General features: G+C 71.6%; 25 protein-coding genes. 15 read left to right on the forward strand and 10 right to left on the reverse strand.

Annotated elements, in window-relative coordinates; translation table 11 throughout:
- Positions 1–2: 2 nt before the first annotated feature.
- A complete protein-coding gene (locus tag ACZ9QC_RS39185) occupies positions 3–686 on the reverse strand; it encodes a glycerophosphodiester phosphodiesterase (protein ID WP_184898867.1) in 684 nt (227 codons plus the stop codon).
- A 415-nt stretch (positions 687–1,101) separates the two neighbouring features.
- On the opposite strand from ACZ9QC_RS39185, the gene ACZ9QC_RS39190 reads away from it, so the two are divergent.
- The 4 genes from ACZ9QC_RS39190 to ACZ9QC_RS39205 all read left to right on the forward strand — a co-directional run bounded on the left by ACZ9QC_RS39190 (position 1,102) and on the right by ACZ9QC_RS39205 (position 5,043).
- Positions 1,102–2,499, forward strand: a complete 1,398-nt coding sequence (locus ACZ9QC_RS39190) for a DUF6421 family protein (protein ID WP_472917453.1) — start codon at positions 1,102–1,104, stop codon at positions 2,497–2,499.
- 47 nt (positions 2,500–2,546) lie between these two features.
- Positions 2,547–3,299, forward strand: coding sequence for an SDR family NAD(P)-dependent oxidoreductase (locus ACZ9QC_RS39195; RefSeq protein WP_472917454.1), 753 nt, complete (start codon positions 2,547–2,549; stop codon positions 3,297–3,299).
- Positions 3,296–4,366, forward strand: coding sequence for a threonine aldolase family protein (locus ACZ9QC_RS39200; RefSeq protein WP_230216820.1), 1,071 nt, complete (start codon positions 3,296–3,298; stop codon positions 4,364–4,366). The genes ACZ9QC_RS39195 and ACZ9QC_RS39200 overlap by 4 nt, the downstream gene beginning before the upstream one ends.
- Positions 4,367–4,449: 83 nt before the next feature.
- Positions 4,450–5,043 (forward strand): transglutaminase domain-containing protein, encoded by a 594-nt coding sequence (locus ACZ9QC_RS39205; protein ID WP_472917455.1) that lies wholly within the window; start codon positions 4,450–4,452, stop codon positions 5,041–5,043.
- A gap of 7 nt (positions 5,044–5,050) precedes the next feature.
- Here ACZ9QC_RS39205 and ACZ9QC_RS39210 read toward each other — a convergent pair whose 3' ends face one another.
- Both ACZ9QC_RS39210 and ACZ9QC_RS39215 read right to left on the reverse strand, forming a co-directional pair.
- The gene (locus tag ACZ9QC_RS39210; RefSeq protein ID WP_215452046.1) at positions 5,051–5,779 is read right to left on the reverse strand and encodes a lysophospholipid acyltransferase family protein; all 729 of its coding nucleotides are present in this window, start codon (positions 5,777–5,779) and stop codon (positions 5,051–5,053) included.
- Positions 5,780–5,966: 187 nt separating this feature from the next.
- Complete coding sequence (locus ACZ9QC_RS39215) at positions 5,967–6,383, reverse strand: DUF4395 domain-containing protein (protein WP_472917456.1); 417 nt, start codon at positions 6,381–6,383, stop codon at positions 5,967–5,969.
- Between the two features lie 75 nt (positions 6,384–6,458).
- Between ACZ9QC_RS39215 and ACZ9QC_RS39220 the strand changes: the two genes are divergently transcribed.
- The 4 genes from ACZ9QC_RS39220 to ACZ9QC_RS39235 all read left to right on the forward strand — a co-directional run bounded on the left by ACZ9QC_RS39220 (position 6,459) and on the right by ACZ9QC_RS39235 (position 9,571).
- A complete protein-coding gene (locus ACZ9QC_RS39220) occupies positions 6,459–6,872 on the forward strand; it encodes a thioredoxin family protein (RefSeq protein WP_472917457.1) in 414 nt (137 codons plus the stop codon).
- Positions 6,873–7,054: 182 nt separating this feature from the next.
- The gene (locus ACZ9QC_RS39225; protein ID WP_472917458.1) at positions 7,055–7,564 is read left to right on the forward strand and encodes a flavin reductase family protein; all 510 of its coding nucleotides are present in this window, start codon (positions 7,055–7,057) and stop codon (positions 7,562–7,564) included.
- Between the two features lie 204 nt (positions 7,565–7,768).
- Positions 7,769–8,554 (forward strand): electron transfer flavoprotein subunit beta/FixA family protein, encoded by a 786-nt coding sequence (locus ACZ9QC_RS39230; protein WP_472917459.1) that lies wholly within the window; start codon positions 7,769–7,771, stop codon positions 8,552–8,554.
- A 54-nt stretch (positions 8,555–8,608) separates the two neighbouring features.
- The gene (locus tag ACZ9QC_RS39235; protein WP_472917460.1) at positions 8,609–9,571 is read left to right on the forward strand and encodes an electron transfer flavoprotein subunit alpha/FixB family protein; all 963 of its coding nucleotides are present in this window, start codon (positions 8,609–8,611) and stop codon (positions 9,569–9,571) included.
- A gap of 58 nt (positions 9,572–9,629) precedes the next feature.
- On the opposite strand, the gene ACZ9QC_RS39240 is transcribed toward ACZ9QC_RS39235, so the two are convergent.
- Positions 9,630–10,535, reverse strand: a complete 906-nt coding sequence (locus ACZ9QC_RS39240; protein WP_472917461.1) for an endonuclease/exonuclease/phosphatase family protein — start codon at positions 10,533–10,535, stop codon at positions 9,630–9,632.
- 190 nt (positions 10,536–10,725) lie between these two features.
- Between ACZ9QC_RS39240 and ACZ9QC_RS39245 the strand changes: the two genes are divergently transcribed.
- Both ACZ9QC_RS39245 and ACZ9QC_RS39250 read left to right on the forward strand, forming a co-directional pair.
- Positions 10,726–12,030, forward strand: a complete 1,305-nt coding sequence (locus ACZ9QC_RS39245) for a DUF6986 family protein (RefSeq protein ID WP_472917462.1) — start codon at positions 10,726–10,728, stop codon at positions 12,028–12,030.
- Positions 12,031–12,175: 145 nt separating this feature from the next.
- Positions 12,176–14,017, forward strand: a complete 1,842-nt coding sequence (locus ACZ9QC_RS39250; RefSeq protein ID WP_472917463.1) for a serine/threonine-protein kinase — start codon at positions 12,176–12,178, stop codon at positions 14,015–14,017.
- Between the two features lie 15 nt (positions 14,018–14,032).
- Here the strand turns inward: ACZ9QC_RS39250 and ACZ9QC_RS39255 are convergent, their stop codons facing one another.
- On the reverse strand, positions 14,033–14,812 hold the full coding sequence (locus tag ACZ9QC_RS39255; protein ID WP_472917464.1) for a hypothetical protein: 780 nt from the start codon (positions 14,810–14,812) through the stop codon (positions 14,033–14,035).
- A gap of 3 nt (positions 14,813–14,815) precedes the next feature.
- The gene (locus ACZ9QC_RS39260; protein WP_472917465.1) at positions 14,816–15,865 is read right to left on the reverse strand and encodes a LacI family DNA-binding transcriptional regulator; all 1,050 of its coding nucleotides are present in this window, start codon (positions 15,863–15,865) and stop codon (positions 14,816–14,818) included.
- Between the two features lie 318 nt (positions 15,866–16,183).
- Between ACZ9QC_RS39260 and ACZ9QC_RS39265 the strand changes: the two genes are divergently transcribed.
- The 3 genes from ACZ9QC_RS39265 (at position 16,184) to ACZ9QC_RS39275 (ending at position 18,654) form a co-directional block, all read left to right on the forward strand.
- Complete coding sequence (locus ACZ9QC_RS39265) at positions 16,184–17,140, forward strand: ROK family protein (protein ID WP_472917466.1); 957 nt, start codon at positions 16,184–16,186, stop codon at positions 17,138–17,140.
- 65 nt (positions 17,141–17,205) lie between these two features.
- On the forward strand, positions 17,206–17,442 hold the full coding sequence (locus ACZ9QC_RS39270) for a hypothetical protein (protein WP_472917467.1): 237 nt from the start codon (positions 17,206–17,208) through the stop codon (positions 17,440–17,442).
- A 174-nt stretch (positions 17,443–17,616) separates the two neighbouring features.
- Positions 17,617–18,654, forward strand: coding sequence for an NUDIX hydrolase (locus ACZ9QC_RS39275; RefSeq protein WP_472917468.1), 1,038 nt, complete (start codon positions 17,617–17,619; stop codon positions 18,652–18,654).
- 125 nt (positions 18,655–18,779) lie between these two features.
- Here ACZ9QC_RS39275 and ACZ9QC_RS39280 read toward each other — a convergent pair whose 3' ends face one another.
- Positions 18,780–20,135: a M20/M25/M40 family metallo-hydrolase gene (locus ACZ9QC_RS39280; protein ID WP_472917469.1), complete on the reverse strand. Its 1,356-nt coding sequence runs from the start codon at positions 20,133–20,135 to the stop codon at positions 18,780–18,782.
- A 182-nt stretch (positions 20,136–20,317) separates the two neighbouring features.
- On the opposite strand from ACZ9QC_RS39280, the gene ACZ9QC_RS39285 reads away from it, so the two are divergent.
- Positions 20,318–21,523 carry a geranylgeranyl reductase family protein gene (locus tag ACZ9QC_RS39285; protein WP_472917470.1) on the forward strand — a complete coding sequence of 402 codons (1,206 nt, stop codon included), beginning with the start codon at positions 20,318–20,320 and terminating at the stop codon, positions 21,521–21,523.
- Positions 21,524–21,564: 41 nt separating this feature from the next.
- Here ACZ9QC_RS39285 and ACZ9QC_RS39290 read toward each other — a convergent pair whose 3' ends face one another.
- Positions 21,565–22,017: a nitroreductase family deazaflavin-dependent oxidoreductase gene (locus ACZ9QC_RS39290; protein WP_472917471.1), complete on the reverse strand. Its 453-nt coding sequence runs from the start codon at positions 22,015–22,017 to the stop codon at positions 21,565–21,567.
- 157 nt (positions 22,018–22,174) lie between these two features.
- Here ACZ9QC_RS39290 and ACZ9QC_RS39295 point away from each other — a divergent pair, with 157 nt between their 5' ends.
- Positions 22,175–22,885, forward strand: coding sequence for a TetR/AcrR family transcriptional regulator (locus ACZ9QC_RS39295; RefSeq protein WP_472917472.1), 711 nt, complete (start codon positions 22,175–22,177; stop codon positions 22,883–22,885).
- An 85-nt stretch (positions 22,886–22,970) separates the two neighbouring features.
- Here the strand turns inward: ACZ9QC_RS39295 and ACZ9QC_RS39300 are convergent, their stop codons facing one another.
- Together ACZ9QC_RS39300 and ACZ9QC_RS39305 are read right to left on the reverse strand one after the other, a co-directional pair.
- Positions 22,971–23,294 (reverse strand): DUF6332 family protein, encoded by a 324-nt coding sequence (locus ACZ9QC_RS39300; protein ID WP_472917473.1) that lies wholly within the window; start codon positions 23,292–23,294, stop codon positions 22,971–22,973.
- 63 nt (positions 23,295–23,357) lie between these two features.
- The gene (locus tag ACZ9QC_RS39305; protein WP_472917474.1) at positions 23,358–24,185 is read right to left on the reverse strand and encodes a maleylpyruvate isomerase family mycothiol-dependent enzyme; all 828 of its coding nucleotides are present in this window, start codon (positions 24,183–24,185) and stop codon (positions 23,358–23,360) included.
- Positions 24,186–24,224: the final 39 nt, after the last annotated feature.

The raw sequence follows: 24,224 nt of genomic DNA on the forward strand, positions 1-24,224 counted from the left end.
GGTCAGGCCGTGAAGCGGCCCGTGCGTTTGATGTCCGGGTAGTCGGTCGTGGCACCGTCCAGCTGGAGGGCGCGGACCAGGCGCAGGTGGTCCTGGGTGTTCACCACCCAGCCGATGATCCGCAGGTTGGCCTTGCGGGCCTTCTCCACGACCTCCAGTGTCAGCCGCCGGATGTTGAGCACCAGGGTGGCGGCGCCCACCGCCACCGCCCGGTCCACGACGTCGGTGCCGTAGCGGCTGGCGACCAGCGCGGTGCGTACGCCCGGCACGAGACGGGCGATCTCGGCGACCGCCTCGTCGTGGAAGGACAGCACCTCGACCCGTCCCACCAGGTCGCGCCGGTGCATGACCTCGGCGAGGGCGCGGGCCGCCGCCGTGTCCTTGATCTCGGCCTGGAGGGGCGCCCGCACCGCGTCCAGCACCTCCTCGAAGGTGGGCACGCGCTCGCCGCGGCCCGCGTCCAGGGCGCGCAGCTCGGCGAGGGTCTTGTCGGCGATCGGGCCCGTGCCGTCCGTCGTCCGGTCCACATCCGCGTCGTGCATGACGACGAGGGCGCCGTCCTTGCTCAGATGCAGATCGAGTTCGATGACGTCGAGGCCCGCGCGATCGGCGGCCACGAAGGAACGGAGGGTGTTCTCGGGTTCGACACCCATGACTCCGCGGTGACCGATGGTGAGGAAGTTCAAGGTGGACTCGCTTCCGTCGACGGCGGCTCGGCCCGCGTGACCGGGGGAGGGGCGGCACGCGGCTGGGGCGCAGCGTAGTCCTCCCGCCGTGCGATGCGTCCGCATGTGCACGGGCCCTTTCGGGTCGTGTCACCCCGTGTCGGCCTGGGCAACAGGACCGTTTCCGCACCTGGCCCGCACCGATCAGGTCATCCCTGAGTGGGCGAGTCCGGTACGCGTTGACCCCGAGTGCCACAGGCCCGGAGGCCGTGACGCACGAAGTGTGATCTACGACGCGTGTGACAGGAGATTCAGCGGTTAGGTGCCGGGAGTGGCGGGAAGATTTCCGGCTGGGCCGCTCAAGATCGGTCTTGCGGTGAGGAACCCTCGCTACGTACGGTGTCACTACGAAAGGTTCTCCCGTGGAGGATGGGTCATGACGGAAATTCTTGTGCAGATGGGTGCGGAGGACGTTGTTCCTTCGGTCGGTAGGGTGGTGGAGCACCCGGCCTGGCCCGTGCTCAAGGATGCCGTGGAGCGGATCCGGCCATGGCAGTCCAAGGACGGTTCGATCGACTTCGACGCCGAGCGGGCCCCCGACCGGGGCGCCGCCGAGCAGGCCGTGCGGGACGTGGTCGGGGCCGTCGAGGCACTGTCCCCGCTGCTGCCGCACGACGCCGCCTACCACCGGGCCCTCGTCGAGGACCTGCGGCGCTGGGCCGACCAGGGCTTCGAGGTCCCCGACTTCCTCGACTCGCTGCTCGCCTTCCAGCCCGCCGCGAACCGTGCGGACGGCCTCCAGCACCTGGTCGTCTTCCCGATGTACACGCAGAACGGCAACCCCGACCGCAACCTCGAAGCGGTCGTGCTGCGCATGGTCTGGCCCGAGTGGCTGGCCGAGCTGGAGCGCACCCGGTACGACAACCCGCTGTTCTGCGGCATCAAGTTCGAGGACTTCACGGCGGGCTACGACACCAACTCCGCCGTGCTCTTCCCGGAGACCATCGCCGTGCGCGAGGCGCCGGAACGATTCTCCTGGGGTGGCATCTTCTGCGACCGCGAGGCCGCCCGGTTCCGCCGGGTGACCGACGCCGCCGTCGACATCCTCGGCCTGGAGCTGCCCGAGGACATCGCCGCGATGGTCCACGACCAGACCCGCTGCGAGGAGGCCTTCGTCCTGTGGGACATGGTCCACGACCGCACCCACAGCCACGGCGACCTGCCCTTCGACCCGTTCATGATCAAGCAGCGCCAGCCGTTCTGGATGTACGGCCTGGAGGAGCTGCGCTGCGACCTGACCGCCTTCAAGGAGGCCGTGAAGCTGGAGGCCGAAGGCGTCGCACAGGCGCGTGACGTGCAGTTCGCGGTCCTCTTCGACCGGATGTTCCGCTTCCCGGTCACCGGTGAGCGCGTCCGCAACTACGACGGCCTCGGCGGCCAGCTCCTCTTCGCCTACCTGCACAAGCACGACGTCGTCCGCTGGACCGACAACAAGCTGCACATCGACTGGCAGCGCGCCCCGCAGGTCACCAACCAGCTCTGCGCCGACATCGAGCAGCTCTACCGCGACGGCATCGACCGCCCGAAGCTCGTCCACTGGTTCGCCGGGTACGAGCTGGTCTCCACCTACCTCGCCCCGCACCCCGGCTCCCGCTGGGCCAAGGGTCCGGACGCCCTGGATCTGACGCAGCCGCCGCGGAAACTCGTCGACGACGTGCTTCCGGACGAGTTTCCGCTCAGCATGTTCTATGAGGCGCTCGCCAAGAAGCTGAAGACCGTGATCGCCTCCACCAAGGGCATCACCGCGGCGGACACCGAGCGGGTCGCCGCGTGACCGCCCGGCTCGCAGGCGTCACAGTCGCTGCCCAGGAGGCGAAGACCATGCAGAACGGCAACGGTGCACTGAGCGGCGCGGTGATCGCGGTGGCCGGCGCGGGCGGACCCGCCGGCCGGGCGGCCCTGCTGCGGCTGGCCGACGCGGGAGCGATCGTCGTCGGCTCGGACAACGACCCCGAGCGGCTCTCGGAGGCCGTGGACGCGGCCCGCTACGCGCACGGCGGCGCCACCGTCGTCGGCGACACGGTCGATCTCCTCGACCTGCAGTCGACCCGTGACTGGGCCACCCGCATCGAGAAGGACTTCGGCCGGGTCGACGGCCTCGTCCACCTCGTCGGCGGCTGGCGCGGCAGCGAGACCTTCACCAGGACCAGCCTCGACGACTGGGACTTCCTGGAGATGCTGCTGATCCGCACCGTGCAGCACACCTCCCTCGCCTTCCACGAGGCCCTCCAGCGCAGCGAGCGCGGCCGGTACGTCCTGATCAGCGCGGCCGGCGCCAGCAAGCCCACCGCCGGCAACGCCGCGTACGCCGCCGCCAAGGCCGCCGCCGAGGCGTGGACCCTCGCCACCGCCGACTACTTCCGCAAGGCGGGCGGGCCGGACGGACCGACCTCCGCGGCTGCCATCCTGGTCGTGAAGGCGTTGGTGCACGACGCGATGCGCGCCGATCGCCCCAACGCGAAGTTCGCGGGCTTCACCGACGTCAAGGAGCTGGCCGAGGCCATCGCCGGTGTCTGGGACAAGCCCGCCGCCGAAGTGAACGGAAAGCGTCTGTGGCTGACCGACAAGCCGTGAATCCTCCGAAGACCGACGCCCGACGCCATCACGACCCGGAGGTCCGCGGCTTCGCCAGCGACAACTACGCGGGCGTCCACCCCGAGGTGCTCGCCGCCCTGGCCCTGGCCAACGGCGGGCACCAGGTCTCCTACGGAGAGGACGACTACACCGAGAACCTGCAGCGGATCGTCCGCAGTCATTTCGGCGCCACCGCCGAGGCGTTCCCCGTCTTCAACGGCACCGGCGCCAATGTGGTCGCGCTCCAGGCCGTCACCGACCGCTGGGGCGCGGTGATCTGCGCCGAGAGCGCGCACATCCATGTCGACGAGTGCGGCGCGCCCGAGCGGGTCGGCGGCCTGAAGCTGCTCACCGTGCCCACGCCCGACGGCAAGCTCACCCCCGAGCTGATCGACCGGCAGGCGTACGGCTGGGACGACGAGCACCGCGCGATGCCGCAGGTCGTCTCGATCACCCAGAGCACCGAACTCGGCACCCTCTACACGCCCGAGGAGATCCGCGCGATCTGCGACCACGCCCACGCGCACGGCATGAAGGTGCACCTGGACGGCTCGCGGATAGCGAACGCCGCCGCCTCCCTGGACGTGCCGATGCGGACGTTCACCAACGCGGTCGGCGTCGACCTGCTCTCCCTGGGCGGCACCAAGAACGGCGCGATGTTCGGTGAGGCGGTCGTCGTGATCAACCAGGACGCCGTCCGCAGGATGAAGCACCTGCGCAAGCTCTCCATGCAGCTCGCGTCCAAGATGCGTTTCGTGTCGGTGCAGTTGGAGGCCCTGCTGGCGAAGGACCTGTGGCTGCGCAACGCCCGGCACTCCAACGAGATGGCCCAGCGGCTCGCCGAGGGTGTCCGCGCGGTCCACGGCGTCGAGATCCTGTACCCCGTGCAGGCCAACGCCGTCTTCGCCCGCCTTCCGCACGACGTGAGCGAACGCCTGCAGAAGCGCCACCGCTTCTACTTCTGGGACGAGGCGGCCGGTGACGTCCGCTGGATGTGCTCCTACGACACGACGGAGGAGGACGTGGACGGGTTCGTGGCGGCGCTGAAGGAGGAGATGGCGCGCTGACGGCCGCATGAGGGCTGCATAGATATACGGTCACCCGAAAAGTCATTGACTCTCGGGTGATCGTTTTCCTATGCTCTGCGGACATGGAGCTGATCCAGCAGAACCCCGATCTTTCCGCCTATCTGGCTGCCGACGAGGTCATAGACCATCACCATCCACGGGTGCGGCGGGTGGCCGCGCGGCTGGCCAAGGAAGCGACGGACTCGTATGACTATGCGCGTGTCGCGTTCGAGTACGTCCGCGACGGCATCCCGCACTCCCAGGACGCCGACGATCCGCGCGTGACCTGGCGCGCGTCCGACGTCCTCGAACAGCGCACCGGGATCTGTTACGCCAAGGCCCACGCCCTGGCCGCACTGCTGCGTGCCGAGGACATCCCGACCGCGCTCTGCTACCAGCGGCTGGCGCACGACGACGGCGAGGGACACGTCGTCCACGGCCTGGTCGCCGTCCGCTTCCACGGCGCCTGGCACCGCCAGGACCCCCGCGGCAACAAACCCGGCGTGGACGCGCGGTTCTCGCTGGACGGGGAGCGCCTGGCCTTCGTACCCGACACGGCGGCGGGCGAGTCGGACGACCCCGTCCTCCACGCCGCGCCGCACCCGGCCGTGCTCGGCACCCTCCGGGCGGCCCGGGACCGGGCGCACCTGTGGAGGACGCTCCCCGTGGCCCTGTAGGGCCGGGTCAGCGGGCCTCGGCCTCGCGGACCTGCTCCGGGGTCGGGGCCGTGCCGCCGAGGTGGGCGGGCATCCACCAGGTGTCGTCCGGGCCCTTGGGGCGGACCGGGTAGGCGCGCTGCGCCGCCTCCAGCAACTCCTGCACCCGCTCGCGGAGTTGGCGGGTGATGGCGCCCGCGTACTTGTCCTTGGAGGCCTCTATCGCCTCGCCGACCCGGATGGTGATCGGGATGTGGCTGCGCTTGAAGTTGCGCGGGTGGCCCTTGGTCCACAGCCGTTGGGTGCCCCACACGGCCATGGGGATCAGCGGGACGCCCGCCTCCTGGGCCAGCCGGGCGGCACCCGACTTGAAGCTCTTCAGCGTGAACGACTGGGAGATGGTGGCCTCGGGGAAGACGCCGATGATCTCGCCGGAGCGCAGCGAGTCCAGCGCGTGCGCGTAGGCCGCCTCTCCCTGCTCGCGGTCCACCGGAATGTGCCGCATGTTGCGCATCAGCGGACCGGAGATCTTGTGCCGGAACACCGACTCCTTGGCCATGAAGCGCACCAGACGCTTCTGCGGGAGCGCCGCCAGGCCGTCGAAGATGAAGTCCAGGTAGCTGATGTGATTGCTCACCAGCACGGCGCCGCCCTGGCGCGGGATGTTCTCCGAACCCTTGCAGTCGATCTTCAGGTCCCAGACCTTGAACAGGGTGTGGGCAAGACCGACCGCGGGACGGTAGACAAGCTCTGCCATGGGCGGAGTGGACCCTTCATCTCTGCCTGGGAAGAGGGGCTCCCGGCGGAAGTTACGCAGCCGTAGGTTTACGGCATCTCGCAGATCGTGCCCCAAGAACGCACGAGTAGCCAGTCCTGGCGCCGGCCGGGGGCGAGATTCTCGTCACGTCGGACACACGATCGACCGCCGTTCGTTCACCAGGACGTCACCGCGCGCGTACGGTCACCCGCCGGACCAGCAGGTACATCTCGCACCCCAGGCAGTACCCGAACACCGCGTTCAGGAAGGCCGCGGCGAGCGCCGCGCCGGTCGCCGCCAGTCCCAGCCACCCGGGCCCGACCGTGAACCCGACCAGGCCCACCAGCGCGAAGACCAGCCCGACTCCCTGGGCGAACCGCGGCGGCTCCGGCGCCTCGAACTCCGTCGGCGGCCCGACACGCGGCCGGACGAGCCTGCGGAAGACCCAGCCGTAGGGCGAACGCCCCACCCCGCCCGCCGCGCCCAGCGCGAACGCGAACGTCTGCCAGGCCAGCAGCCACGCGCTGCCGGTGATCAGCACGACCGCCAGCACCACGGTCGTCACGGCGGCCCCGAAACGGGGTCCCCTCACATCGATGTCCATGCGTCAAGCATTCCGCAGGCCAATCTCCGTGGGGAGGCGGGAATCTTTGCAGTCTCGTGAACGCTGAAGCACGCTGTGACCGGACTTGTGGTGTGTGGGCTGGTGCTTGCGGTGGCGAGCGCCTACGGAGTGCTGCATCGGCGGCGGAGCGGGAGAGTCAGGGTGCGCGGGCGCGACGGCGACAAGCGGCTCGGCGCGGTGGAGTTGGGGGAGGGGCTCGGGGAACGGGCCACGCTGGTGCAGTTCTCCAGCGCCTTCTGCGCCCCCTGCCGGGCGACCCGCAGGGTCCTCGCCGACGTGGCCGCGATGGTGCCGGGCGTCGCCCATGTGGAGATCGACGCCGAGGAACACCTCGACCTCGTACGCCGATTCGACATCCTCAAGACGCCGACCGTGCTCGTGCTCGACGCCGATGGCCGGATCGTGCGCAGGGCGACCGGGCAGCCGCGCAAGGCGGATGTGATCGCCGCGCTGGGTGAGGCCGTGTGACACCGCATACCGGACGGCACTTGACTGTACGCGTCACCCATCGTCAGCCTGACCGTATGCCCCGAGAAATCCTTCTCTTCGAGCGTGTCCATGTGGACCTCGTCCGCACGGCGAGTTCGCGCTGTCCGGGAACCTGAGCTCTTCACGGACCAGCCCGTCGACTCCATCAGAAGGACATCTCCATGACGGCCACCTCCGGCCTCGGTTCGCCCCGGCTCGCCTCCCCCGACCTCCTGCGCTCCGTCTTCCGGCGCCATGCCGCCGGTGTGGCGGTCATCACCGCCCAGGGCGCCGCCGGACCCGTCGGCTTCACCGCCACCTCGCTCAGCTCGGTCTCCGCCGAGCCCCCGCTGCTCTCGTTCGGCATCGGCACCGGCGCCTCCAGCTGGCCGGTGATCTCCGAGGCGGAGCACGTCGGCGTGCACATACTCGGGGAGCACCAGCGCCAGCTGGCGGCCACCTTCGCCCGCAGCGGCGCCGACCGGTTCGGGGCGCCCACCGGATGGCGTAGCGGCCCGGAGCGAGTTCCCGTCCTCGACGACGTGCTCGCCTGGCTGGTCTGCCGGGTGGTGGCGCGGGTCCCGGCCGGCGAGCACCGCATCGTCCTCGCCGAGGTGGTCGTGGGGGACCCCTCGGGCTCTGGCCGGCCGCTGCTGTATCACCAGGGGCGCTTCAACGGTCTGCGAGACTGATTCCCGCACGATTACGCAGGGTTGCCTAACTCACAGTTCAAAGCGCTTGCTTAGCGGGCACGAAATGCGGGAACGTAGACGCCGTACTGGCGAGTAATATTTCGACCGGAGCGCAGGTCGCCCCGATCGGGATCGGCCGCTTCAGGCGCCTATGCTGCCTGGAAGAAGGCAGCCCAGAAATGACGATGCAGTAGGAGAGCCGGCGTGAGCTTGAGGATCGTTGTCACTGTGAAGTACGTGCCCGACGCCACTGGCGACCGGCACTTCGCCGATGACCTGACCGTCGACCGTGACGACGTGGACGGTCTGCTCTCCGAGCTGGACGAGTACGCGGTCGAGCAGGCGCTCCAGATCGCCGACGAGGCCGACGACGCCGAGATCACCGTGCTGACCGTGGGTCCCGAGGACGCCAAGGACGCGCTGCGCAAGGCGCTGTCGATGGGCGCGGACAAGGCGATCCACGTCGAGGACGACGATGTGCACGGCACCGACGCCATCGGTACCTCGCTGGTGCTGGCGAAGGCGATCGAGAAGGCCGGCTACGACCTGGTGATCTCCGGCATGGCCTCCACCGACGGCACGATGGGTGTCGTCCCGGCGCTGCTCGCGGAGCGTCTGGGTGTTCCGCAGGTCACGCTGCTCTCCGAGGTCACCGTCGAGGACGGTGTGGTCAAGGGCCGCCGTGACGGCGACGCCGCTTCCGAGCAGCTCGAGGCGTCCCTGCCGGCCGTCGTCTCCGTCACCGACCAGTCGGGCGAGGCGCGTTACCCCTCCTTCAAGGGCATCATGGCGGCGAAGAAGAAGCCGGTTCAGTCCTGGGACCTGTCCGACCTCGACATCGAGGCCGAGGAAGTCGGTCTGGAGGGCGCCTGGACGGCTGTCGACTCCGCGGCCGCGCGCCCGGCGCGTACCGCCGGCACGATCGTCAAGGACGAGGGCGAGGGCGGCAAGCAGCTCGCTGAGTTCCTCGCGGGCCAGAAGTTCATCTAAGGCCCCGCAGTCGCCGACCGCCCCTCACCCTTTCGCAAGCAGGAGAGCAATCCCATGGCTGAAGTTCTCGTCTACGTCGATCACGCAGGCGGTGCCGTCCGCAAGCCCACCCTGGAGCTGCTGACCCTGGCCCGTCGCCTCGGCGAGCCCGTCGCCGTCGCGCTCGGTGCCGGTGCCGCCGACACCGCCGCCGCCCTCGCCGAGCACGGCGCGGTCAAGGTCCTCACCCACGACGCCGCCGAGTACGCCGACTACCTGGTCGTTCCCAAGGTCGACGCGCTGCAGGCCGCCGTCGCCGCCGTCTCCCCGGCCGCCGTGCTGGTCTCCTCCTCCGCCGAGGGCAAGGAGATCGCCGCCCGTCTCGCGCTGCGCATCGGCTCCGGCATCATCACCGACGCCGTCGACCTGGAGGCGTCCGACGAGGGCCCGGTGGCCACGCAGTCGGTGTTCGCCGCCTCCTTCACCACCAAGTCCCGTGTCTCCAAGGGCACCCCGGTCATCACGGTCAAGCCCAACTCCGCCGCCGTGGAGGCCGCCCCGGCCGCGGGCGCGGTCGAGGCCCTGGACGTCACCTTCGGCGCGCTGGCCACCGGCACCAAGGTCACCGGCCGCACCCCGCGCGAGTCGACCGGGCGTCCGGAGCTGACCGAGGCCGCGATCGTGGTCTCCGGCGGCCGTGGCGTCAACGGCAGCGAGAACTTCGCCCTCATCGAGGCGCTCGCCGACTCCCTCGGCGCGGCCGTCGGCGCCTCCCGCGCCGCGGTGGACGCCGGCTGGTACCCGCACACCAACCAGGTCGGCCAGACCGGCAAGTCGGTCTCCCCGCAGCTGTACATCGCCAACGGCATCTCCGGTGCCATCCAGCACCGCGCCGGCATGCAGACCTCGAAGACCATCGTGGCCGTCAACAAGGACGCCGAGGCCCCGATCTTCGACCTCGTCGACTACGGCGTGGTCGGCGACCTCTTCGACGTCGTCCCCCAGCTCACCGAGGAGATCAAGGCCCGCAAGGGCTGAGCCTCACCGGCCTTGCCGAGGCCCCCACGACCGTTCGCGCGGTCGTGGGGGCCTCGGCTCATCCCAGGGTCAGCGAGACCTGCACCGGCAGATGGTCGCTCGGGTACATCCCGTCCACCGAGAAGGTGTTCATCGCCGCCCAGTGCGTGGTCACGCCGGGCGAGGTGAGGATCCAGTCGATGCGCCTGCCCTCGGGCCTGGGCGCCCGGTATCCGTGATACGTCCCGTACGCCTCGGTGCGCGACGCGGCCGCGTCCCAGGCGTCCACGAGACCGTTGCCCAGCATCAGGTCGTAGACCCGGCTGTCGTGGGCGGCGGCGTTGAAGTCGCCGGTGACGACGACCGGCGCCGAGCGGTCCCACCCGGCGATCGTCTCGCCGATCAGCCCCGCCGAACGCTCCCGGGCGTACTGGCTGACGCTGTCCAGGTGGGTGTTCAGGACGTAGAACTCCCGGCCCCCGTCGGCGAGATCGGCGAATTTCACCCAGGTCACCATGCGCAGCCAGTCCGCGCCCCAGGTGTTGGAGGCGATCGTGTACGGGGTGTCGGACAGCCAGAAGTGGTCGAACTCGATCGGGTCGAGTCTGCGGGTGTCGTAGAAGATCGCCATGAACTCGTCCTTGCTGCCGCCCCCTCGGCCGGTGCCGATCCAGTCGTAGTGCCCGCCGAGATCCTTCTCGATCATGCGCAGCTGCTGGTAGAGCCCTTCCTGGGTGCCGATGACGTGCGGTCGCTCGCGGCGCAGCAGCTCCCGCATCACCGGCCGGCGGACGGCCCAGCGCGGTGTGCTGTCGACGACGGTCGCGAAGCGCACATTGAACGTCATGACGTTCAGCGCGCCCGCGTACTCACCGGCGGACGCCGGTTGTGACGAGCCCGCCGTCGTCAGCAGCGGCACGGCGATGGCGGCGGCCGCCGCGGACCTGAGTCCCTGGCGGCGCGTCACTCCGACCTCTTTCGGCACGCGATGTCCTCCCCTTGCGAGTCACCATGAAGCTTGCTTATGGATACGGATGAAGAGGCCGGATCGGCGGTGACCAGGCGAAGAGCATGGGGTATCCCACGTCCGGAGGGTGTTGACCCAGGTGAAGATCGACAGTTAGCTTCGTCATGCGGATTGCTGATTCCGTACTGCGGAAAATGGAGGGTGTGGAATGGGGCAGGGCCGACAGGAGAACGTGGCGACGAGTCTCGCGGGCGCCGTCAGCGAGGAGATCAGCGCCTCCCTCGCCCCCGTCGACGCGGAGCTGGAGCGCCGCTACCCGGGCGACCCCGGCACCCGCCAACCCGTGCACACCGTCTACGTCCCCGGTGACGTCTTCGCCGCCGACACCCTGCGCACCTGGGGCGACCGGGCCCTCGCCGCCCTCGACGAGCACGCCCCCGACGCGGCGTCCTTCGCCGCCGTCCTCGGCCTCGGCGACGACCTCGCCGAACCCGTGTACGACCGCGTCCGCGCCAAGCTGGAGCGCGAACCGATCGAGGACCTCCGGGTCGACTTCGAGGACGGCTACGGGGCCCGCCCCGACGCCGAGGAGGACGAGGCCGCCGCCCGCGCCGCCCGGCTGATCGCCCGGGCGTACGCCGACGGCACGGCCGCCCCGTACATGGGCATCCGCATGAAGTGCATGGAGGCGCCGGTCCGCGACCGGGGCATCCGCACCCTCGACATCTTCCTCACGGGCCTGCTGGAGGCCGGCGGCCTGCCCGACGGACTGGTCCTGACCCTCCCCAAGGTGACGTACGCCGAGCAGGTCACCGCCATGGTCCGGCTCCTTGAGGCCTTCGAGAAGGCGCGCGGCCTGGAACCCGGCCGGATCGGCTTCGAGATCCAGATCGAGACCAGCCAGGCCGTCCTCGCCGCCGACGGCACCGCCACCGTCGCCCGGATGATCGGAGCCGCCGAGGGTCGCGCCACCGGGCTGCACTACGGCACCTTCGACTACAGCGCCTGCCTCGGCGTCTCCGCCGCGCACCAGGCCAGCGACCACCCGGCCGCCGACCACGCCAAGGCGATCATGCAGGTCGCGGCCGCCGGCACCGGCGTACGCGTCTCGGACGGCTCGACGAACGTCCTGCCCGTCGGCCCGACCGCCCAGGTCCACGACGCCTGGCGACTGCACTACGGCCTCACCCGCCGTGCCCTGGCCCGCGCCTACTACCAGGGCTGGGACATGCACCCCGGCCACCTCCCGACCCGCTACGCGGCCGTCTTCGCCTTCTACCGGGAGGGGTACGCGCAGGCCGCCGCCCGACTCTCCCGCTACGCCAACCGCGCGGGCGGCGACGTGATGGACGAGCCCGCGACCGCCAAGGCGCTCAGCGGCTATCTGCTGCGCGGCCTGGACTGCGGCGCCCTCGACCTCGACGAGGTCTCCGGCGCGACCGGCCTGACCCGCGCCGACCTGGAGGGCTTCGCCGCGCCGAGGCGGGCGGATCTGACCGTCTCCGGCCAGTAGGAACCGGTACGGGCCGATACGGACGGGTGGGTCGGCGGTGGGCTGCGTAGCGGTCCTGTGACAGCCGCCGCCGACGGTCGGAAGCGCCCCCGACCACCGCTTAGGCTTACGCCATTCATCGGTGTGTCACAGGAACGAGGCGCGGGTGTCTTCGGGGGCGAACGAACAGACGGACGGTGCCGGGCGGATCCTCGCCGGTCGGTACCGGGTCGTGGAGCAGCTCGGACGCGGCGGCATGGGCGTCGTCTGGCGGGCCGTGGACGAGGTGCTCCACCGCGAGGTCGCCCTCAAGGAGCTGCGCACCTACACGGACGCCGGCGCGCCCGAACTGGCCGACCTGGGGCTGCGCATGCAGCGCGAGGCCCGGGCCGCCGCCCGCGTCCGGCACCCCGGAGTCGTCGCCGTGCACGACGTGGCCGAGGTCGACGGCCGCCCGCTGATCGTCATGGAACTGGTCGACGGGCCGTCCCTGGACGACGTCCTCAGCGACCGGGGCCTGCTCGACCCGCGCGAGGCCGCCGCCATCGGCGCCAAGGTCATGGACGCCCTCGCCGCCGCCCACCGGGTCGGTGTGCTGCACCGGGACGTCAAACCCGGCAACATCCTGCTGGACCGCTCGGGCCGCGTCGTCCTCACCGACTTCGGCATCGCCACCATGGAGAACCCGGGCGACGGCTCAGCCACCCACCTCACCCGCAGCGGCGAACTCGTCGGCTCCCTCGACTACCTGGCCCCCGAACGAGCCCAGGGCAACGACCCCGGCCCCGCCTCCGACGTCTGGGCACTCGGCGCCACCCTGTACGCGGCCGTGGAGGGCTCCTCCCCGTTCCGGCGTACGTCCACCTGGTCGACGCTCACCGCGATCGTGACCGACGCGCTGCCCGAACCCCGGCGGGCCGGGCCCCTCGGACCGGTGCTGCGGCAGCTCATGGACAAACGGCCGGAGTTCCGCCCGGACGCCGACGCGGCCCGCGCACTGCTGGAGGCCGTGGCCTCCGGCGGCCCGCTCGACCCCTCGACGACCGGGGCCACCGGGCCCGCGCCGCAGCCGAGGGCGGAGACCCAGCACAGTGTCCCCTCGGTGCCGCCCGGGTTCGGGCCGCCGACCGCGGAGACCCCGGCGGCCGGGACGGGCGCGGGATTCGGCGCGCCCGCGCCGACCCCCGGCTTCGGCCCTCCCCAGCCGCTCGCCGGGCCCGGCACCGGGGCCTCCCCGGCCGTCGGGAGCCCCGCCGTGGGTACGCCCACGCCCCCCTCGGGACCCGCCACCACCGTCTCCTCGACCGGAGGCCGTCCACGCAAGGGCCGCGCCCTGCTCGCCGCCGTGGCCGTCACCGTCGTGCTCGCGGCCACAGGAGTCACGGTCGCTCTGCTGAACGGCGACGACGGCAAGGAGACGGGCGCCCGCCCCTCCGTCGACGCGACCGACAGCGGCACGCCTTCCCCGGGCCGCAGCCGGGGGACGGTCGACCTCACCGACGACTCGGCCGCGAAGGAGAAGGACGACAAGGAGTCCACGAGCCCCGACGAGAAGACCGACGACGCCGGGAAGGACGACGGCAAGGCGCCGGAGGCGTCCGCGTCGCCGACCAAGAACGCGAGCGGCGGCACCACCGGCGGCGGCACAGGAGGCTCCGACACCTCGGGCGGCACCACCGGCGGCAGCACGACCGGGGGCACCACTGGCGGCGGGACCACGGAGGAACCGGTCTGCCACTCCATCGGCGGCGGCAAGTACAACTGCACGGTCTGGACCACCGCCAAGTCCTACACGGCCGCCGGAACCGAGGTCGGCATCCTCAGGCAGGGCACCAACTACTTCTACTGTCAGTCGAACCTGGGCCGCCGCGAGACCTCCGGCGAGTGGACCAACGTCTGGTGGGCCAAGACCGACGACGACAGCGGCAACACCGGTGTCTGGGTCAGCGACGTCTACATCCAGGGCGGCGACAACGACGCCCCGGTGCCCGGCCTCCCGGTCTGCTGAGGCCGGTACCCGCCGTCACGGCCGCCCCCGGGCCCCCGGGTGCGGCCGTACGTACTGCTCCAGGCCCGACACCGTCGTCCACCTCTGCTCGGTGAACAACTCCCTGCCCCGGACGCACAGTTCCCGGTTGCCGCGCGCCCGGGCAGCGAACTCGTCGGGTGTGGTGCCGAACAGCTCGCGCAATTCGGCCGAGGCATCGAGGAGTTCGGTGAGCAGCGGACGTTGACGGCCGGGATGGGGGCGGGGGTCCGGGCCGCCGTCGCGCAGCACGCCCCACCGGTTGACGTAGATCCAGGCGTGGTCGAGGACCTGGCCCGACTCCAGCTCGACCCGGAAGTCGGCGGCGGGCAGGACGGCCCGCTGGAAGTTGCCGGTCGGCGAGTCGACGCCCTCGCTGGTGTCGACCACGGCGAGCTGGGCCTCGTCGAGCCAGGTGAGGAACAGGTCGGCGGTGGAGCCGGGGGAGTGGAACGGCGACGCCGAGAGGTAGCCGAGCAGGCTCACATGGGCGGAGACACCGATCCTGATGCCCGTGACCCGGGCCTTGACCATGGGGATCCGGCACGGGACCCCGTGCTCCGCCATCTTGTGGACGAGCTGCGCCGGACAGGCGTTGGAGCCGACGGAGAGCACCGGCAGCCGGTCGTCGAAGACCAGCGTGTCCAGCGGCAGCATCCGGTTGCCGTCCAGGAGCGCGGACTCGGCCGGCCACGCGCCGGGATAGCTCAGCGGGTCCTCGCGCGGCGCCACGGCGAGGCCGAGCGCTTCGAGCGTACGAGGGTCGGGGGCGTTCAAGGGTCAGTCCGCGGGCGGGAGTTCGCCCGAGCCGCGGGCGATCAGCCGGGTCGGCAGCTCGATGCGCTCGGGGGCGACGAGGGAGCCGTCCAGCTGCTGGAAGAGGCGTTCGGCGGCGGTGCGGCCGAGCCGGGAGGGATCCTGGGCGACGACGGTGATGCCCGGCCGGAGCAGATCGGCCAGTTCGAAGTCGTCGAAGCCCACGAGGGCGACCGGACGGGTGTGTTCGGCGAGGACCCGTACGACCGTGACCGTCACCCGGTTGTTGCCCGCGAAGACCGCCGTCACGGGCGAGGGGCCCGACAGCATCTCCTCGGCAGCCCTGCGGACCCGCTCGGGATCGGTGACGCCCAGCGACATCCACGCGTCCTCGACGGGTATGCCGGCGTCCTCCATGGCCGCCCGGTAGCCGCGCAGCCGCTCGGCGGCGGTGTGGATGCGGGGCATGTCGCCGATGAAGCCGATCCGGCGGTGGCCGTGGGCGATGAGATGGGCGACCCCGTCACGAGCCCCGCCGAAGCTGTCCGAGAGCACCACGTCGGCGTCGATCCGCCCGGCCGGGCGGTCCACGAACACCATGGCGACCCCCGCCCTGATCTCGGGCTCCAGGTACCGGTGGTCGTCACCGGCCGGAATGATCACGAGCCCGTCCACGCGGCGGGCGCACAACGCCAGCGCCAACTCCTGCTCACGGTCCGGGTCCTCCGCGCTGGACCCGTTGATCAGCAGCGAGCCGTGGGCACGGGACACCTCCTCCACCGCCCGGCTGAGCGGGCCGTAGAACGGGTCGGCGAGGTCCTCCAGGACGAGGCCGATGCTGGCCGTGCGGCCCTTGCGCAGCACCCGGGCGCTGTCGTTGCGCCGGAAGCCGAGCGCCTCGATGGCCTCCTGGACCCTGCGCTCGGTGTCCGGGGTGACGCCCGGCTCGCCGTTCACCACCCGGGAGACCGTCTTCAGACCCACCCCGGCCCGGGCCGCGACGTCCTTCATCGTGGGACGGTTGCCGTAGCGGTTCTCGGGGCGCCGGCTGATGCCGGCCGCGGTCTCGGGCACGGTGCGCTGTCCTGTCCTGTCGTCCACGGGGGCGGTCGCGGGTGCTGCTGCGGGTACGGTCGGTGGTGCGGGGTGCCTGCGATGTGCGGGGTGCGTGCTATCGGTGGTGCCGTGTCGAAATGGTGCGGCTGTTGTGGATGTTCCGTCGAGCATAGAGCCTGGACAACGTTGTCACAGCCGGGGGAGACTGTCTATCGCATTCTCTGGCCGGCGCCCCCCACCAGGCGAGCGTCGTGCTGCCGGTTTTCCGGCCGGAGATCCGGGTGCCGCAGGATTCGGGCGCCCGGTAGGAGACTCGCAGCGGGAGAACTGACACTGATGCAGACCGACCTCGTGGCCGCGCTCGACATAGGCGGCACCAAGATCGCCGGGGCGCTGGTGGACGGCCACGGCCGGATCCTGGTGCGCGCGCAGCGCCCCACGCCCGCGCGGGAGGACGGCGACACCGTGATGCGGGCCGTCGAGGAGGTGTTCGGCGACCTGGCAGCCGATCCGCGATGGAGCGGGGCGACGGCGGTGGGGATCGGCAGCGCCGGACCGGTGGACGCCTCCGCCGGAACGGTGAGCCCCGTGAACATCGACGGCTGGCGCGGCTTCCCCCTCGTCGAGCGGGTCCGGGGCGTCACCGGCGGGCTGCCCGTCGAACTGATCGGCGACGGCGCGGCGATCACGGCGGCCGAGCACTGGCAGGGCGCCGCGCGCGGTCACGACAACGCGTTGTGCATGGTCGTGTCGACGGGCGTCGGTGGCGGCCTCGTCCTCGGCGGGAAACTGCACACGGGTCCCACCGGGAACGCCGGCCACATCGGCCACATCAGCGTCGACCTCGACGGTGACGCGTGCCCGTGCGGCGCCCGCGGCTGCGTCGAGCGCATCGCCAGCGGGCCCAACATCGCCCGCCGCGCCCTGGACAACGGCTGGCGGCCCGGGCCCGACGGCGACACCTCCGCCGCCGCGGTCGCCGCCGCGGCGCGGGCCGGCGACCCGGTCGCCGTGGCCTCCTTCGAACGGGCCGCGCAGGCCCTCGCCGCCGGGATCGCGGCCACCGCCACCCTCGTCGAGATCGACCTCGCGGTCATCGGCGGCGGCGTCGCGAACGCCGGTGACGTCCTCTTCTCCCCTCTGCGCACCGCCCTCAAGAACTACGCCACCCTCTCCTTCGTCCAGGACCTGACCATCGCCTCCGCCGTGATGGGGACCGACGCGGGCCTGGTCGGCGCGGCCGCGGCGGCGCTGGCCGGACGACGGAGCGGGCCGGGATCCGGGACGGAGTGATCGGGGCGAGAGGAAACGCGGAAACCGGGCGTGACCCCTCGGGGGCTTCCGCAGTTGAGCGGGGCATGAAGAAGCGCAGCATGCTCGCCATCGCCTCCCTCGCCACCGGTTTCGTCGTCGCGGCCGTCACGCCGTCGCACGGTCTCGAAGCCGCCGACACGCTCGGCAAGACCGACGCACTGAGCAAACTGGACGTCGAGGGCACGCTCGGCGAGGTCGGCAAGACGGTCTCCAGCGACAGTCTGGCGGTCGACGACGACGCCCTGGGAGGCCTCGGCCAGGAGGGCAAGGGCGCCAAGTAGGGCTGACGTCCTGGTGACGGGAGGCGGATCCTCCGTCCGCCTCCCCACGCACCGCGCACGGCGGGCCCGCTTCGGCGGGGCCCGCCGTCGTCGTATTCCGGCTCCTCATCAGCGGCTGGTTTCCGTGGCGGAGTGGAGGGCAAGCCTCAGGGGGTCAACAGAAGAGGGGGAACCGTGATCGTCTGGATCAACGGTGCGTTCGGTGCGGGGAAGACCACCACCGCACGGGAACTGATCGAACTGATCCCGAACAGCACGCTCTTCGACCCCGAGGTCATCGGCGGCGCCCTGACGCACATGCTGCCGGCCAAACGCCTCGCAGAGGTCGGCGACTTCCAGGACCTGCCGAGCTGGCGACGGCTGGTGGTCGAGACCGCCGCCGCACTGCTCGCCGAGCTGGGCGGCACCCTCGTGGTCCCCATGACCCTGCTCCGCCAGGAGTACCGCGACGAGATCTTCGGCGGCCTCGCCTCCCGCCGCATCCCCGTACGGCATCTGCTCCTGGCCCCGGCCGAAACGATACTGCGGGAGCGAATAGCCGGGCGGGAGATTCCGCCCGACCTCCCCGACGGCGAGATGCGGCTGCGTCAATGGGCGTACGACCACATCGCGCCGTACCGCGCCGCGCTGAGCGGCTGGCTCACCTCGGACGCCCATCTCGTCGACACCGGCGCCCTCACCCCGTACGAGACCGCGCGGCGCATCGCCGATGCCGTGGCCACCGACGGCGTACCCGTGTGCGACATCGTGCAGACCCCCGAGCCGACCGCCGAGACGGTCGCCGCGGGGGTCCTGTTGTTCGACGAGCAGGACCGGGTGCTGCTCGTCGATCCGACCTACAAGCCCGGGTGGGAGTTCCCCGGAGGGGTGGTGGAGGCGGGGGAGGCGCCGGCCAGGGCCGGGGTGCGGGAGGTGCTGGAGGAGACCGGGATACGGCTCGACGAGGTGCCCCGGCTGCTGGTCGTCGACTGGGAGGCGCCGGCGGCACCGAGGTACGGAGGGCTGCGGCTGCTGTTCGACGGCGGGCGGCTGGACGTCAGTGGTCCGCAGCGGCCCGTGCTGCCGGGGACCGAGCTGCGTGACTGGCGGTTCGTCACGGAGGAGGAGGCGGCGGATCTGCTGCCGCCGGTGCGGTACGAGCGGCTGCGGTGGGCGTTGCGGGCTCGGGAGCGGGGCGCTGCGCTGTACCTGGAGGCCGGGGTTCCGGTGTAAAGGGTGTAAAGGGTGTAAAGGGTGACTCTCGCGCCGCCGCCGTTTCGTGTCGCTTGTGAGGCGGGTGCGGGTGCGGTGTGGTTGCTCGCGCAGTACCCCGCGCCCCTTTCGGGGCGCGGGTTCGCTCAGCTGTTTGCGTAGTTGCGCAGGAACAGCGCCTCCGTCACCGCCATGCGCTCCAACTCCTCCGGCGACACGCTCTCGTTGACCGCGTGGATCCGGGCTTCCGGTTCGCTGAGGCCGATGAGGAGGATCTCGGCTTCGGGGTAGAGGGCGGCGAGGGCGTTGCAGAGGGGGATGGAACCTCCGTGCCCCGCGTACTGCATCTCCTCACCCGGGTGGGCGACGGCCATCGCCGCCGCCATCGCCTCGTACGCCGGGCTGGAGGTGTCGGCGCGGAACGCCTGGCCGTGGCCGATGAGTTCGCAAGCGACCCGGGCGCTCCACGGGGTGTGGGCCACCAGATGCGCTTCGAGCAGCTTGATCGCCTGCTGGACGTCCACGCCCGGCGGGACGCGCAGCCCGATCAGGGCGCGGGCGCTCGCCTGGATCGACGGGGTCGCGCCGACCACGGGCGGGGCGTCGATGCCCAGCACGGTGGCGGCGGGGCGCGCCCAGATCCGGTCGGCGACGGTGCCGGCGCCGACCAGGTCCACACCGTCGAGCACCTTGGCGTCCTCGCGGAACTGCGCGTCGGCGTATCGCAGGCCGTCCCACGTCCCGTCGCTCGCGAGTCCGTCGACGGTCGTCGTGCCGTCCTCGGCGCGCAGGGAGTCCAGGACGCGGATCAGCGCGGCCAGCGCGTCGGGGGCCGCGCCGCCGAACTGGCCCGAGTGCAGGTTGCCTTCGAGGGCGTCGACGCGCACCCGCATGAGGATCATGCCGCGCAGGGAGGTGGTGACCGTCGGCAGGCCCACTCGGAAGTTGCCCGCGTCCCCGATCACGACGGTGTCGGCGGCGAGCAGTTCGGGGTGCGCCTCGGCGTACTGCTGGAGGCCGCCGGTGCCCATCTCCTCGGAGCCCTCGACGATCACCTTGACCGTGACCGGCACCCCGCCGTCGGCCTTCAGGGCCCGCAGCGCCAGCAGATGCATGATCACACCGCCCTTGCAGTCGGCGGCGCCCCGCCCGTACCAGCGGCCGTCGCGCTCGGTCAGCTCGAACGGCGGCGACACCCAGGCGGCCTCGTCGAGCGGCGGCTGCACGTCGTAGTGGGCGTAGAGGAGGACCGTCTTCGCGCCCTGGGGTCCCGGGAGGCAGCCGTACACGGACTGCGTGCCGTCGGGGGTGTCCAGCAGGGCCACGTCCTGGAAGCCCTCGGCGCGCAGCGCGTCGGCGACCCAGCGCGCGGCGCCCTCGCTCTCGCTCCTCGGGAACTGGTCGAAGTCCGCCACCGACTTGAAGGCCACCAGTTCGGCGAGCTCCTGCTTCGCCCGGGGAATCAGCGAGGCGACGGTCTCGGCGACCGGGTTCGACGGCATGGGCACGCTCCTGGTGGGTGCGACGTTGTCCTTCTGGGTACGGGGCCGCACACGCTCCTGCCCGGTGTGTCGGTGTAGGGCGCATGCGCTGCCGATCCTCCCACAGCGGCCTGGGGCGTCACCCGCCGTAGGATGCGGGGGACAGGTGCGGCAGGCGGCTGGATCGGGAGCAGTAGACCATCGTGAGCAGCGAGAACTCTTCGGCGGACGACGTGCAGCGGGTGTGGGACGTCGTCGTGGTGGGCGCGGGCCCCGCAGGGGCTTCGGCCGCCTACGCGGCGGCGGTCGCGGGACGCAGCGTCCTGTTGCTGGAGAAGGCGGAGCTGCCGCGCTACAAGACGTGCGGCGGCGGCATCATCGGCCCCTCGCGCGACTCACTGCCGCCCGGCTTCGAACTGCCCTTCAAGGACCGGGTGCACGCGGTCACCTTCTCCCTCGACGGCCGCTACGCCCGCACACGCAAGTCGAAACAGATGCTCTTCGGACTGATCAACCGGTCCGAGTTCGATCAGCAACTCGTCGAACACGCCCAGAAGGCGGGCGCCGAGCTGCGGACGGGTGTCACGGTCACCCGTGTCGAGCAGCACGGCTCGGCGGTGCCCGACCGGCGTACGGTCGCCGTCGTCCTCCAGGGCGGTGAGACGCTGCTCGCGCGGGCCGTCGTCGGCGCGGACGGCAGCGCCAGCCGCATAGGGGCACATGTCGGGGTGAAGCTCGACCAGGTCGACCTGGGCCTGGAGGCGGAGATCCCCGTTCCGGAGACGGTCGCCGAGGACTGGAAGGGGCGCGTCCTCATCGACTGGGGCCCGATGCCCGGCAGTTACGGGTGGGTCTTCCCCAAGGGCGACACCCTGACCGTCGGGGTGATCTCGGCGCGCGGCGAAGGCGCCGCCACCAAGCGGTACCTGGAGGACTTCATCGGGCGGCTCGGCCTCGCCGGCTTCGAACCGAGCGTCTCCTCCGGGCACCTGACGCGCTGCCGGGCCGACGACTCGCCGCTGTCGCGGGGCCGGGTGCTGGTCTGCGGGGACGCGGCGGGGCTGTTGGAGCCGTGGACCCGGGAGGGCATCTCCTTCGCGCTGCGCTCGGGGCGGCTGGCCGGTGAGTGGGCGGTGCGGATCGCCGAGGCCCACGACGCGGTGGACACCCGCCGCCAGGCCCTGAACTACGCGTTCGCCGTGAAGGCGGGGCTGGGTGTCGAGATGAGCGTCGGCAAGCGGCTGCTGATCGCCTTCGAGCGGCGGCCGGGCCTCTTCCACGCGGCGCTCACCGGATTCCGGCCGGCGTGGCGGGCGTTCGTCGACATCACGCGCGGGTCGACCTCCCTGGGGGAGATCGTCCGCAGCCACCCGATCGCCCAGCGGGCGCTGACCGCGTTCGACAAGTAGGCCCACGCCGTCGCCCGTGTCGTCACCGGCACCCCGGCCGGTCACCGCTGGACGGTGATCCGGAAGACGGGGTGCTTCGGCGCGGCGGCGAGCAGTTCCGCGTCGGTGGAGTCGGCGGAGACGTCACCGAAGAACCGGCCCACCTCCCAGCCCCACTTCTTCAGGTAGGTGCGCAGCACGGCGGGCTTCTCCTCGTCGGGCAGCTCGACCGCCGTGAACTCCCGCACCCGTCGGCCCACCCGGAGCCGTCCGCCGCCCGCCGCGCGCATGTTGCGCACCCACTCCGAGTGACCGCGCGCCGAGACGAGGTAGGGGCCGCCCTCGTACGACAACGGGTTGACCGGAAGCCGACGCCACTCGCCGCTCCTGCGGCCGCGCACGGAGAGCTCGGCCGTGCCGAGGAGGCTGACGCCGTGGCGGGCGAGCCAGCCGATGAAGCCGTTGAGCGCGCGGTCGACGCGGTTGACCTTGAGGTAGTGGGGCGATGCCGACATGGGGTTCCTCCCGTGGGTGGGCGAGCGGGGCTCGGGGCGATGCGTCCAGAGAGCACCGCTCTCGCTCGAGAGCAGTGTGCACGAGATCGGTGCTCCATAGCAAGAGCAGCGCTCTCGTTTGTGTGCAGTGCTCTGAATTTGTGGCACACTCCTCTGCATGAGCACTGCACGAGGGGTCCGCGCCCGTGCCCGGATCGAGGTAACCGCCGCCATCAAGGACGAGGCGCGCAGACAGCTCGCCGCGGAGGGTGCCGCCAAGCTGTCGCTGCGGGCCGTCGCACGCGAACTCGGCATGGTCTCCTCCGCGTTGTACCGCTACTTCCCGAGCCGTGACGAGCTGCTCACCGCGCTGATCATCGACGCGTACGAGTCCCTGGGCGAGGCCGCCGAGGCCGCGCACGCGAAGGCCGCCGGGGAGAGCCCCGCCGGGCAGTGGGTCGCCGTGTGCGAGGGGGTGCGGGAGTGGGCGCTGGCGCGGCCGCACGAGTACGCGTTGATCTACGGTTCGCCGGTGCCGGGATACAGCGCGCCCGAGACGACGGTGCCGGCCGCCTCCCGGACGGGGCAGGTGCTCATCCGGATCCTGCGGGACGCCCATCTGGCCGACGCGATGGCGTTGCGGGAGCTGCCCGCCGAGCTGCGGCCCGAGGCGGTGCGGATGGCCGAGGACTTCGCGCCCGATCTGCCGCCGGAGGCGCTCGCGCTGCTGGTCGGGGCGTGGGCCCAGTTGTTCGGGCTGGTCAACTTCGAGGTGTTCGGGCAGTTCAACAAGGTGGTCGAGAACCGCGAGGTGTTCTTCCGGCACGCGGCGCAGGGGCTCGCCCGCCATATGGGACTGGCCGGCGCAGTCCGCCCGGCGCAGACGTGATCACCGACTGGGCGGGCCGCGACTGGGCGCGACTGGGTGAACTCGCCCGTGACCGCGCCCGGATGGTCGCCCTGGCCCACGGGGACTACGAGTTCGGGTTGTCGCGGCCGGGTCGGCCGGGCCGAGCCGCGCCCGATCCGTCGGGCGGTGCGGGAGCCCGCCGGCTCGCCCGGAGGGCATGCCTGAAGCGGGTCAGCACGATCGTGACGACCGCGATGAAGACCACGACGGTGGCGGCAGCCGAGAGGTGACGGAGCAGGTCCTCCCGGTCGCGCAGGGAGCCGACGACGTTCGGCAGGAACTCGGTCACCCCGAAATAGGCCGCGCCCGCCATCACCGCCCCCGCGAAGAGCGCGAACCCGATCTCCGTCGTCGTCGCGTCCCGCTCGGCCTGCGTCCGTCTCCCCATGGACCGAGTGTGGGGGCGGCGGGCGTACCGGACAAGAAGGTCGGCGCGCCCGCCGGTTCGGATTCAGACGATGCCGGAGGTCTCCCGCCACAGCTCGGCGAGCGCGGGGTCGCCGGTGACGGAGGGGAAGGGGAGCCGGTTCCACAGAGCCAGGTAGAGCCGGGACGCCGGGCCCGTGATCTCGCACTCGGCGTCCGGGGCCCGTGAGGCGTCCACACGCTCCGCCGCCGGCGGCTCGGACGACAGCCGTACGGTCCAGACGGCGTCCGAGTCGGTCGCGCGCACCCGCAGGACACGTGGGGTTTCGGTGCGCACCCGGCTCCTGGGGCGGGCGTGGAAGCCGAGCAGCAACTCGTCGATGCCGTCGACCGCGAAGTCGACGGCGAAGTCGGTGGTGAGGGCCGGGGCGTTGGTCGCCGCGGGGCCGGCGGAGGGGTTCGCGGAAGGCTCCACGACGGCCTCGGCGAGGTGGGCGCGGGGCGCGTCGCCGAGGGCGGACTCCGCGTCGGCGCGGTGCACGGCCGTCTCGTGGGCCTGGCGGCGTGCCCAGAAGGCCAGGGGGGAGGGGGCGGGCAGAAAGCTCCAGCAGTCGAGGTCGGAGGGGGCGGCGCGCAGGGTGTCGAGGAGACGCCGGTGACCCTCCTCGAACCAGGTCAGCAGTGCGTCACCGTCCAGTTCCCCCGGCCCGTCCGGGAGGGGGCGGGGCGTGGGGTGTCCCTCGGCGACGAAGGCCGTGGCCCAGCGGTGCACGGCTCCCGTGTGGCGTAGCAGGTCCCGCACCCGCCATGACGGACAGGTCGGGACCTCGGCGTCGGTACCGGCCTTGCGGGCGGCTGTGGCGAGCAGTCGGCCTTCCTCGTCCAGGGCTCTGATGTGCTCAGCGGTCTCCATGGGAGGAGTCTGCCGGACGGACCGTGTGTGCAGCGCCTG

The sequence above is a fragment of the Streptomyces sp. HUAS MS02 genome, assembly GCF_055702265.1.

Excerpts from the sequence above, each read along its gene's own strand:
- ACZ9QC_RS39190 (WP_472917453.1), top strand. The coding sequence starts at position 1,102 with ATGACGGAAATTCTTGTGCAGATGGGTGCGGAGGACGTTGTTCCTTCG.
- ACZ9QC_RS39195 (WP_472917454.1), top strand. The coding sequence starts at position 2,547 with ATGCAGAACGGCAACGGTGCACTGAGCGGCGCGGTGATCGCGGTGGCC.
- ACZ9QC_RS39205 (WP_472917455.1), top strand. The coding sequence starts at position 4,450 with ATGGAGCTGATCCAGCAGAACCCCGATCTTTCCGCCTATCTGGCTGCC.
- ACZ9QC_RS39210 (WP_215452046.1), bottom strand. The coding sequence starts at position 5,779 with ATGGCAGAGCTTGTCTACCGTCCCGCGGTCGGTCTTGCCCACACCCTG.
- ACZ9QC_RS39215 (WP_472917456.1), bottom strand. The coding sequence starts at position 6,383 with ATGGACATCGATGTGAGGGGACCCCGTTTCGGGGCCGCCGTGACGACC.
- ACZ9QC_RS39225 (WP_472917458.1), top strand. The coding sequence starts at position 7,055 with ATGACGGCCACCTCCGGCCTCGGTTCGCCCCGGCTCGCCTCCCCCGAC.
- ACZ9QC_RS39235 (WP_472917460.1), top strand. The coding sequence starts at position 8,609 with ATGGCTGAAGTTCTCGTCTACGTCGATCACGCAGGCGGTGCCGTCCGC.
- ACZ9QC_RS39245 (WP_472917462.1), top strand. The coding sequence starts at position 10,726 with ATGGGGCAGGGCCGACAGGAGAACGTGGCGACGAGTCTCGCGGGCGCC.
- ACZ9QC_RS39265 (WP_472917466.1), top strand. The coding sequence starts at position 16,184 with ATGCAGACCGACCTCGTGGCCGCGCTCGACATAGGCGGCACCAAGATC.
- ACZ9QC_RS39270 (WP_472917467.1), top strand. The coding sequence starts at position 17,206 with ATGAAGAAGCGCAGCATGCTCGCCATCGCCTCCCTCGCCACCGGTTTC.
- ACZ9QC_RS39280 (WP_472917469.1), bottom strand. The coding sequence starts at position 20,135 with ATGCCGTCGAACCCGGTCGCCGAGACCGTCGCCTCGCTGATTCCCCGG.
- ACZ9QC_RS39290 (WP_472917471.1), bottom strand. The coding sequence starts at position 22,017 with ATGTCGGCATCGCCCCACTACCTCAAGGTCAACCGCGTCGACCGCGCG.
- ACZ9QC_RS39295 (WP_472917472.1), top strand. The coding sequence starts at position 22,175 with ATGAGCACTGCACGAGGGGTCCGCGCCCGTGCCCGGATCGAGGTAACC.
- ACZ9QC_RS39300 (WP_472917473.1), bottom strand. The coding sequence starts at position 23,294 with ATGGGGAGACGGACGCAGGCCGAGCGGGACGCGACGACGACGGAGATC.
- ACZ9QC_RS39305 (WP_472917474.1), bottom strand. The coding sequence starts at position 24,185 with ATGGAGACCGCTGAGCACATCAGAGCCCTGGACGAGGAAGGCCGACTG.